Origin of the sequence: Caloramator australicus RC3 (assembly GCF_000297115.1) — a bacterium.
Lineage (GTDB): Bacteria > Bacillota > Clostridia > Clostridiales > Caloramatoraceae > Caloramator > Caloramator australicus.
Genome location: NZ_CAKP01000151.1, coordinates 1 through 9,478, shown reverse-complemented (window position 1 = coordinate 9,478; position 9,478 = coordinate 1). Strand labels below are relative to the sequence as shown.

The following is a 9,478-nucleotide window of genomic DNA, read 5'->3' as shown; positions in this document are numbered from 1 at the left end:
ATACATGAGAAGATAAGAAACCAAAGGAAAGATTTTTTGCAAAAGTTGTCCTCTAAAATTATAAACGAAAACCAAGTTATAATTTTGGAGGACTTAAAGGTTAAGAATATGTTAAGAAATAACAAACTATCAAAGTCCATATCAGATGTAGCATGGTCAAAATTTGTAAACATGCTTGAATATAAAGCATTATGGTATGGAAGAACAATAGTAAAAGTAGATATGTTTTATCCATCAAGTCAAATATGTAATGTATGTGGTTATAAAAATGAAGAAGTAAAAGACTTAAACGTAAGGGAGTGGGAATGTCCAATATGTAGGACAGTCCATGATAGAGATGTAAATGCAAGTAAAAATATATTAAAAGAAGGAAAGAGCATATTAGGTATAGCATAAGTAAAAACAGTAGGGTAGGGACTACCCGAATTAACGCCTGTGGAGATAGTAGGTTACGAGGTTGATGAAGCAGGAATCCCCCGACTTTAGTCGTGGGAGGTTCAATATAAAATAGTTTTAAACCTATGCTTTAAGGAGATGGGAATTTGAAAAAAAGGGTGTTTTTATTTTGCTTTATATTCTTTTTTCTATTTAATATAGATATTAAAGCATCATCAAATAAATATTATAACAAGTTTTATGACTCATTAAAATATTCTCTCCTGCACAAAAAAAATACCATAAAATTATCTGGCTATGATTATACAAAATTTAATATAAATGGAAATGTGAAAAAAATAATGTTGACGTATAAGAATGCAAAGTATATAGTAACGAACGTAAAAACGGTGAAGAAATCAAGGAATTTAACTTATATTTATGTTAAATATAAGGATGCAAATTATGTAGCAAACACAAGGAGAGAATTTGATGATATTTTGCTTAAAGTAATAAAATCTGGAATTACTTCAACATCTATAAAGATAAACGGATATACAAAAAACTATAATTTTGAAAGGATAATAGACTCTTTAGATTTATCAAGTTCAAGTTTCTTTTTAACTGGTTTTTCCTATAAGGTATATCAGCATGGTTTGATTCCAAATCAAGTTATAGTAGATTTTACTTTTAAATATAATGATTTATCACAGTATAGGTATCCTAGTCAAAAATATGTTTTAAAAAATAGGTCAGATTTATATAATGCTATTAAAGATGAACTTTATAATTTAAGCGACAGGATTTATCTTCAGTTTGCCGATGCTATGATATTTGAAAAACCAAGTATAGTTTTTGACTATATAACTAAGGTTTTGGAGGATTATGGTGAATTATATTATATTAAATCCTACGGATATATATCTTTTGGTTCAAATGTTGTGGTCTTAATAAATTATACCTTCCCAAGGAATAATATTAAATATATGCGTCAGCATGTAGAAATAAAGGCAAAGGATATTTTAAGCAGGATAATCAATGATAATATGTCGGAATATGAAAAGGAACTTGCCATTCATGATTATCTTGTAAGTAATACCAAATATGATTATGCAAATGTTATAAAAAATACTGTTCCAGATGAATCCCATACATCCTATGGAGCTCTCATAAAAGGTATTGCTGTCTGCGATGGATATGCTACGGCTTTTAATATACTTTTGAGAATGGCGGGAATTGAAAATAAGATAGTTTATGGCTTTGCAAATGGAGTCCCCCATGCTTGGAACTTAGTAAAGTTGGATGGGCAGTGGTATCATGTTGATGTTACTTTTGATGATCCTGTTGTTAACGGTGGCGAAATGGATATAATTTCCTATAGATATTTTAACGTCACTGATAATCAGATTTTAATTGACCATAGCTTTGACAGAACACGATATCCAAAATCATCTACAATTCCATATACACCTTTAAAATGAGGCGTTAGCCTCTTTTTTTCTTTTATTTTTTTAAAAAAAGGTGTATAATATAAATGCGAACAAATGTTCGGGTGGTGGTGATGTGAGAAGGATTTTGCATGTAGATCTTAATGCTTTTTATGCTTCTGTTGAAGAGGCGAAGGATGAAAGTTTAAAGGGGAAGGCTATTGCAGTGGCAGGAGATAAGGACAAAAGAAACGGCATTATATTAACGGCCTCTTACGAAGCCAGGAAATTTGGTATTAGAACCGGTATGACAATTCAGGAGGCTAGAAATTTATGTCCTAATATTATTTTTATTAAACCTCATTTTAAAGACTACATGGATTATTCTAATAGAGTAATGGACATTTTACGGGATTATACTCCGGATGTTGAGGTATTTAGCATTGATGAGGCTTGGCTAGATGTTACTGGGTGTGAAAGGCTATTTGGTGATGCTAAAAAAATTGCCGATACTATAAGGGAAAGGATAAAAAGGGAACTTAAGATAACAGCCAGCATAGGTGTTTCTTATTGTAAACTTATGGCTAAAATGGCTTCGGACCTTAAAAAGCCTGATGCTACAACGGTAATAGAACCGGAGGATATTAAAGAAAAAATATGGCCCCTTCCAGTTGAAGATTTGTTTGGCGTTGGAAGGAGAATGAAAAGAAAACTCAATAATATTGGTATATTTACAATAGGCGATCTTGCCAATATGCCTATGTCTGTTATAGAAGATAAGTTTGGAAAGGTTGGCAGATACCTTTGGAAATTTGCTAACGGAATAGATGACTCTAAAGTAAACCCTAATTCAAGGCAAATCAAAGGCATAGGTAATTCCATAACTACGCCGAGGAACGTTGTTAATATGGAGGAAGCATCCGAGGTTTTAATGGCTCTTTCTGAAAGTGTAGGTAAAAGGCTCAGAGAACATGGACTGGAAGGAAGTATCATTGAAATTATTATAAGATATTCAGACTTTACAACAATAATAAGACAGAGAAAACTGTGTTTTTTTACGGATATTACATATGAAATATATAAATCTTCCATGAAACTATTTAATGAAACTTGGGATGGAAGACCTTTAAGGCTTTTAGGTGTTAGAATAACAGGGCTTAAAAGGTGCGATGATTTTAAGCAGATAAGTATATTTGATGATGACAAAAAAATAAAATATGAAAAAATAGACAAATGCATAGACTTGATTAGAGAAAAATATGGATATAATTCCGTCATAAGAGCAAAGCTTTTAACCAATGAAAGCTATAGAATGATAAAAATAGTTTCTGATGAGGAGTGGATTCCTATGCAATCCTACAACAAAGGTGGTGGACAGATATGAAGATGGTTAGAGAAATTGTAGATGCAATAGTCTTGTTTGAAAAGAATAATGTAAACCCTATGTTTATATCATCAAGCAGGGGCAATATTAAGATAAACAAGGTAATTAAAGTCTTCAAGGAAAGGAGAAACTTAAGGGATTGCTATATTTATATATGCTTGGTAGAGGGGAGGCAGGACCCAATAGAGCTAAGATGGGAGGTGGAAAGCAATAAATGGTATATGGAGAAGATATGACTAAGAAATACGAATTATACAATAAATTATGTTTTATAAATTTTATACATTAACGAACTATACATAAAATCCAATAAAAAAAGTTGACTATTTTTAGTTGCCATGATATTATAGTAAATGTGATTTAGGCCATCCATATAATCCTAAGGATATGGCTTAGGAGTCTCTACCGAGGGGCCGTAAACCCTTCGACTATGGATGAGCTAGGGGGTATTGCCATCTAGCTCTCCATAGCTAGATGGCAATTTTTGTTAGGGAGGGATTGTTGTGATGACGACGGCAACAAAAAAAGGATTCTTAGAGAGGATTTTTCATTTAAGTGATGCTGGAACGGATGCTAAAACTGAAATTTTAGCAGGAATTACAACATTTATTACAATGGCCTATATTATATTTGTAAATCCTAATATACTTAAGTTTGCAGGAATGAATAGCCAAGGAGCCATCGGCGATGCAGCGGCAAGTTTTAATGCTATAAACGATCCGGTTGTAGCTTCCGTCTTTGCAGCAACGGCAATTTCAGCAGCAATAGGAACATTTATAATGGCTCTTTATGCAAATGTGCCCTTTGCACAGGCACCAGGTATGGGGCTTAATGCCTTCTTTACCTACAGTGTTTGTATAAATCTTGGTTACACATGGCAGGAAGCTTTAGCGGCAGTGTTTATTTCAGGTGTCCTTTTTATAATAATTACTGTAACATCTTTAAGGGAAAAGATTGTTGATGCTCTTCCTAAGAATCTTAAGCTTGCTATATCAGGAGGTATAGGACTTTTTATAGCTCTAATAGGCTTAAAAAACGGAAGTATAGTTGTAGACAACCCTGCCACTCTTGTTGGTTTTGGAAGTTTTACAGATAAGCATGCCCTTTTAACTTTGATTGGAATTATAATAACTTCTATATTAATGGCAAGAAGGGTAAAAGGTTCTATTTTAATAGGAATAATAGCAACTACGATAATAGGAATTCCAATGGGAATAACGAATATTTCTGGAGTTAAGATTTTAAGTATGCCTCCATCCCTTGCACCAACATTTATGAAGGCTGATTTTAGAGGACTTTTAGGGGTAGGAGGAGCAGGTCTTGTTGGTGCAATAAGCAGTGTTATAATGGTGGTTATATCCTTTAGCTTAGTTGATATGTTTGATACTATAGGAACTTTAGTAGGAACTGCACAAAAGGCTAATATGCTAGATGAGAATGGAAGAATGAAAAACATGAATAAAGCTCTCCTGGCAGATGCAGTTGCAACTTCTTGTGGTGCTCTGCTTGGAACAAGCACAGTAACCACATATGTAGAGTCAACAGCAGGCATTTCAGAGGGTGGAAAGACTGGACTTACATCCTTTACAGTTGGAGTTTTATTCTTACTTTCGCTATTCTTTGGCGGAGTAGTAGGTATTGTTCCTTCAGAGGCTACAGCTCCAGCCCTTGTTATAGTTGGAGTTCTTATGATGGGAGCAGTAAAAGATATAGATTTTAACGATTTTACAGAGGCACTGCCAGCCTTCTTTACAATTGCTATAATGCCCTTTAGCTATAGCATTGCAAACGGTATAGCAGCAGGAATCATATTCTATCCAATAGTTAAAATAGTTACAGGTAAAGGTAAAGAAGTGCATCCTATTATTTATGTCTTAGCTGTGTTGTTTATATTAAGATTCACAATGTTCCCCCATTAGATTTTTATATAAAAGTGAGGCAAAGAAAATTTCTTTGCCTCACTTTTATATTATGATTTTTACATTTTCACCGCTATGACTTACTATATTGACAAGCTCTAAACCTTTATATTTTTTAAGCTCATCAAAGGCTATACATAGAGCATCCCAATCTAAAGAATTTACATATTTTAGATCTTCTTCGTCAAGATATTTGCTTGCAACTTTTTTACCTAACTTAAGGGAGAGTTTAATAATAGATATAGGTAAAATAATTGGAATAGTAAATTTTGATTTTGGAGTTTTAATAAAAATTTTCATAATATCACCTATTCAATGGTAACCTCAACTATATCGCCCTCTGCGCTTTTTACATCCACTATTTTCCCAATCACAGAGGCATCAAGAGCTTCAATTAAGGCATTCATATCTATATTTGTGATTTGATCACCCATTGTTATTGGGAATTTCCCTGTAGCCTTTAAGATTGCTTTTGCTGCCTTTACTGGAAAGTTTACGTTTACATTGTCACCTTCATGGGATAGAACCTTAACCTTTAGAATTTTGTTGTCATAGTCATTATTGCTTTTTTCTTCCCTTTGATAAAGGGCATCGATAAGTTCTGCTGCCTTTTCCTGAGATATCTTCCCATCACTTACCATACTTAAAATCCTTAAAATTTCATCCTTCATAATATCCCCCCTCTTTAATTAATCCTTTAACATTTTAATAGCCTCATCGGGTGTTATTTCACCCTTTTCCAGCATATCAAGGACGTCCTTTTCCTTTTCAGATTTTTGTTTGATAGGGTAACCAAGGGCTAAAATTACTTCGTCGAGTTTCGAACGAACAGTTGGATAGGATATGGAAAGTTCCTTTTCAACATCTTTAATATTTCCCCTACATTTTATGAATACTTCTACAAAATCCAGCTGTTCTTTGGTTAGATATGAGAGATTAGAAAGTTCAAATTCGTTCTCAATTGTAGTTCCACATTTTTTACAGCTAAGTCTTGTGATTTTTAATTTAGAATCGCAAACAGGACAACGAGTGATTATCTTGTATCCCATATTTTCACCATCCTTGATTTTATTATAGCACTTATATTAAAAAAATCAATATATATATTAAAAAAATTAAACTAAAAATTAAAAAATTAATATTATAATTAATTTATTGAAGAAATAAAAAAGCACAGTATATTGAATATACTGTGCTATAAACCAACATTAGGCATAAAGCTCTTCCTTTTGATCAAGGACCATTTGTGCGATATTGTTAGCATGGTCGCCTATTCTTTCGAGATTGCTTAATATATCAAGGAATACAGTTCCACTGACGGGGTTGCATATTCCCCTTGATAATCTATCGATATGATCTTCTCTAAATCTTTTTTCAAGTTCATCTATTTTCCCTTCTGTTTCGATTACATCTTCTGCCTTTATAAAGTCAGTATTCTCAAGAGCCTCAATTGATGAGTCGATAGCAAATTTAACTGTTTCATACATTTTTGTAAGCTGCGATATTGCAGACTCTGAGAATGGGAGCTTGTTATCAATCTTATATTGAGCAAGTTCAGCAAGGTTGTCTGCATGGTCTCCAACTCTTTCTATATCGTTTACGACGTGGAAAAGCCCAGATACAAGCTCCGATTGTTCTTCTGATAAAGAGGTATTTGAAAGAGCAACCATGAAGCCAGTTATTTCTCTTTCAAGGAAGTTGATGACTTCTTCTGTGTTGAACACTTGTTTTATAGCATTTTCATCTTCGTTTATAATAGCATCTATTGCAGTTGAAAGATTCTTAGATGCTAATCTACCCATTCTTATAACTTCTTTTACAAGCTGTCCCACAGCTATTGATGGAGTTTCTAAAAGTCTTCTATCAAGATGTTCTAATGTCATGACATCTTCCTTGTCTTCTTTTCCTGGTATTAACCAATTAACAAATTTAACAAGAAAAACTATGAATGGAGCTTGTATTAAAGTATTTGTTATATTGAACATAGTATGGGCATTTGCTATTTGTCTTTTAATATCCCCACCTAATACAGGGATTAGTTTTACAACAACAGGAAGTATAAGCATAAATATTATAGTTCCTATGATATTAAATGTTAAGTGTATAAGGGCTGCCCTTTTAGCGTTTTTGCTTGTTCCAATACTTGCAAGAAGAGCTGTAACACAAGTTCCTATATTATCACCAAATAGTATCGGAAGAGCAACAGCAAGAGGCATTGCATTAAGCCCTGCAAGAGCCTGTAAAATTCCGATTGTTGCACTACTGCTTTGAACAACTGCTGTCATTCCAAGTCCAACAAAAACCCCCATTATTGGATGCTGTCCGATGGTAGTTATCAAATTTTTAAACTCATCAAGTTCAGTCAGTGGCCTCATAGATTTTTCCATTATCTTCATTCCAACGAAGAGCATACCAAAACCGAGAATTATTCCACCAAGATCCTTCGTTCTTTTTCTTTTTCCAAACATAACCATTATAGTTCCAATAGCAAGCACTAATGGGGCGATGTCTGTAAGCTTGAATGCTATTAACTGAGCTGTCATTGTAGTCCCTATGTTTGCACCCATTATAACCCCCGCTGCTTGAAAAAGGTCCATAAGTCCTGCGTTCACAAATCCTACCGTCATAACGGTTGTTGCACTACTGCTTTGAATAATTGCAGTGACAAAGGCACCCACTAAAATCGCAAAAACTCTGTTTCTTGTGAGGGTTTCAAGGATCTTTTGAGCCTATTTCCAGCAGCCTTTTGCAGGCCATCCCCCATTGTTTTCATACCAAAAATAAAAAGGCCAAGTCCTCCAAGAAGCTCAAATATGTTTTTCCAACTCATACTATACCTCCATTGTCTGTTAAAAATAAGTTAACACCAGGTTAAATTATAGTAAATTTGCAGTAAAGAAGTGTTAAATTCATGTTAAGTTTATGTTAATTATGTATTTGAAATTATTGTTAATGCCGATTAAATCCTGATATTTGGATTTAAAGGCAAAGTACTACTTCAGCAAAATAATTAAGCTGCCCACATGGGCAGCTTAATTATTTTGTTGCCATTTCTAATGCTTTTTTAACAGCTTCAATATAGCTCTTTGAACTTCCTGTTACACCAGCAACTGTTTCAACATCAGCTGAATTTTTTTCAACGAATCTTTTTGCCATTTCTTCGTTTGCAGCCTTAGCTTCTTTTAATGGGTATGTTGCATAATCTTTAAACTTGCCGTCCTTACCTACTTCTTGGAGGACAACATTTGTTATTTTATCATCCTTAATTGTAACATATGCAAGTGCATAGCCGTTTTGTGCAGATTGATCTGAAGTTGCAAGGAATGTTCCATCAAAGTATTTCTTTCCATCCTTTTCTTTGCTTGCCTTTTCAAGTGCCCTTGAAACTGCTTCCTTATACTTTTTGGAACTATTTGTTACACCAGTGTAATCATCAACATCAGCTGAATTTTTTTCAACGAATCTTTTTGCCATTTCTTCGTTTGCAGTTTTAGCTTCTTTTAATGGGTATGTTGAATAATCCTTAAGTTTTCCATATTCATTAACTTCATATAATTTAACTTCAGTTATTTTATCATCCTTTATTGTAACTTCTGCATAGGCAAAGCCACGAGATTCTGGAGTAGCATCTGAATATCCAATGTATGTGCCGTCGTTGTATTTTTTGCTTGTTGCAGTGTTGGTATTGTTATTTGTGTTGCTGTTGGTATTGTTGTCTGTTTGCTTTGAACAAGCTGCGAATAATGGAATTAATAATAACATTGATAATACTAAAGCTAAGAATTTTTTCATAAATATCCCTCCTGTTTGTTAAAAAATAAACTGCAATATACAACATCTTCCAAGAATATTTTAACATAGTTTAAAATTTATTTCAATTAATAATTTTTATTGGATAGTGTCAAGATATTGTAGGTTAATTTTTATAGACAACCCCCTAAAATGTTTAAAATCAAGACTTTCGTAAGCTTTTAAACTTTAAATTATATTTTCATATTTAATTGATTTTAATATCTTATACATTGGCGTTACTTTTCCAATATTTAATATTGTTATATTATTTATTCCTTCTCGTGAAGAATTATTTATTCTTTTAATTGTTTCTTTTATCTTCTTTTTATTTAATCTAAATGTTTCAACGTCTTCCTTGTATATACTTATTTCCCTTAAATTACCTCCATTCCTGCTAAATACCCTTAGCTTTGCCATTATCTTTAATCCCTCTTTACTCCATCCTAATGGCCTACTGCTTAATCTCGCTGATAATACATGGCTTATATGCCCTTCTGCACTGCATCCTATTACATCCTCGTCCTCTTTATATATTACTATCCCTTCCCAGTTATTTAATATATATCTCCTTGCTTCTTTTG

The 9,478-nt window shown here is 33.2% G+C and carries 10 protein-coding genes, 1 pseudogene and 1 riboswitch; of the genes and pseudogenes, 5 read left to right on the top strand and 6 right to left on the bottom strand.

The window, feature by feature from the left end; genetic code table 11:
- From CAAU_RS13440 to CAAU_RS13420, 5 genes are all read left to right on the top strand, one after another.
- Positions 1-396 (top strand): RNA-guided endonuclease TnpB family protein (locus CAAU_RS13440; RefSeq protein WP_040306809.1); only part of this gene is annotated, 396 nt, incomplete at its 5' end.
- Between the two features lie 146 nt (positions 397-542).
- Positions 543-1,856: a transglutaminase domain-containing protein gene (locus tag CAAU_RS14065; protein ID WP_051004432.1), complete on the top strand. Its 1,314-nt coding sequence runs from the start codon at positions 543-545 to the stop codon at positions 1,854-1,856.
- A gap of 82 nt (positions 1,857-1,938) precedes the next feature.
- Positions 1,939-3,186: a DNA polymerase IV gene (locus tag CAAU_RS13430; RefSeq protein ID WP_008909986.1), complete on the top strand. Its 1,248-nt coding sequence runs from the start codon at positions 1,939-1,941 to the stop codon at positions 3,184-3,186.
- Positions 3,183-3,422, top strand: coding sequence for a hypothetical protein (locus CAAU_RS13425; RefSeq protein WP_008909985.1), 240 nt, complete (start codon positions 3,183-3,185; stop codon positions 3,420-3,422). Before CAAU_RS13430 ends, CAAU_RS13425 begins: the two co-directional genes overlap by 4 nt.
- Positions 3,423-3,535: 113 nt before the next feature.
- Positions 3,536-3,637: riboswitch (purine riboswitch) on the top strand.
- Between the two features lie 55 nt (positions 3,638-3,692).
- Positions 3,693-5,105 (top strand): NCS2 family permease, encoded by a 1,413-nt coding sequence (locus tag CAAU_RS13420; RefSeq protein WP_008909984.1) that lies wholly within the window; start codon positions 3,693-3,695, stop codon positions 5,103-5,105.
- A 45-nt stretch (positions 5,106-5,150) separates the two neighbouring features.
- Here CAAU_RS13420 and CAAU_RS13415 read toward each other — a convergent pair whose 3' ends face one another.
- The 6 genes and pseudogenes from CAAU_RS13415 to CAAU_RS14435 form a co-directional block, all read right to left on the bottom strand.
- Positions 5,151-5,405 carry a hypothetical protein gene (locus CAAU_RS13415; protein ID WP_008909983.1) on the bottom strand — a complete coding sequence of 85 codons (255 nt, stop codon included), beginning with the start codon at positions 5,403-5,405 and terminating at the stop codon, positions 5,151-5,153.
- Positions 5,406-5,413: 8 nt separating this feature from the next.
- Complete coding sequence (locus CAAU_RS13410; protein ID WP_008909982.1) at positions 5,414-5,776, bottom strand: SHOCT-like domain-containing protein; 363 nt, start codon at positions 5,774-5,776, stop codon at positions 5,414-5,416.
- Between the two features lie 18 nt (positions 5,777-5,794).
- Complete coding sequence (locus CAAU_RS13405) at positions 5,795-6,154, bottom strand: DUF2089 domain-containing protein (RefSeq protein WP_008909981.1); 360 nt, start codon at positions 6,152-6,154, stop codon at positions 5,795-5,797.
- A gap of 159 nt (positions 6,155-6,313) precedes the next feature.
- Positions 6,314-7,935 (bottom strand): annotated as a pseudogene (locus CAAU_RS13400) (Na/Pi cotransporter family protein).
- A 206-nt stretch (positions 7,936-8,141) separates the two neighbouring features.
- Positions 8,142-8,897, bottom strand: coding sequence for an FMN-binding protein (locus CAAU_RS14060; RefSeq protein ID WP_008909978.1), 756 nt, complete (start codon positions 8,895-8,897; stop codon positions 8,142-8,144).
- 186 nt (positions 8,898-9,083) lie between these two features.
- The coding region (locus CAAU_RS14435; protein ID WP_192811232.1) for a UPF0236 family transposase-like protein at positions 9,084-9,478 on the bottom strand (395 nt) is incomplete at its 5' end.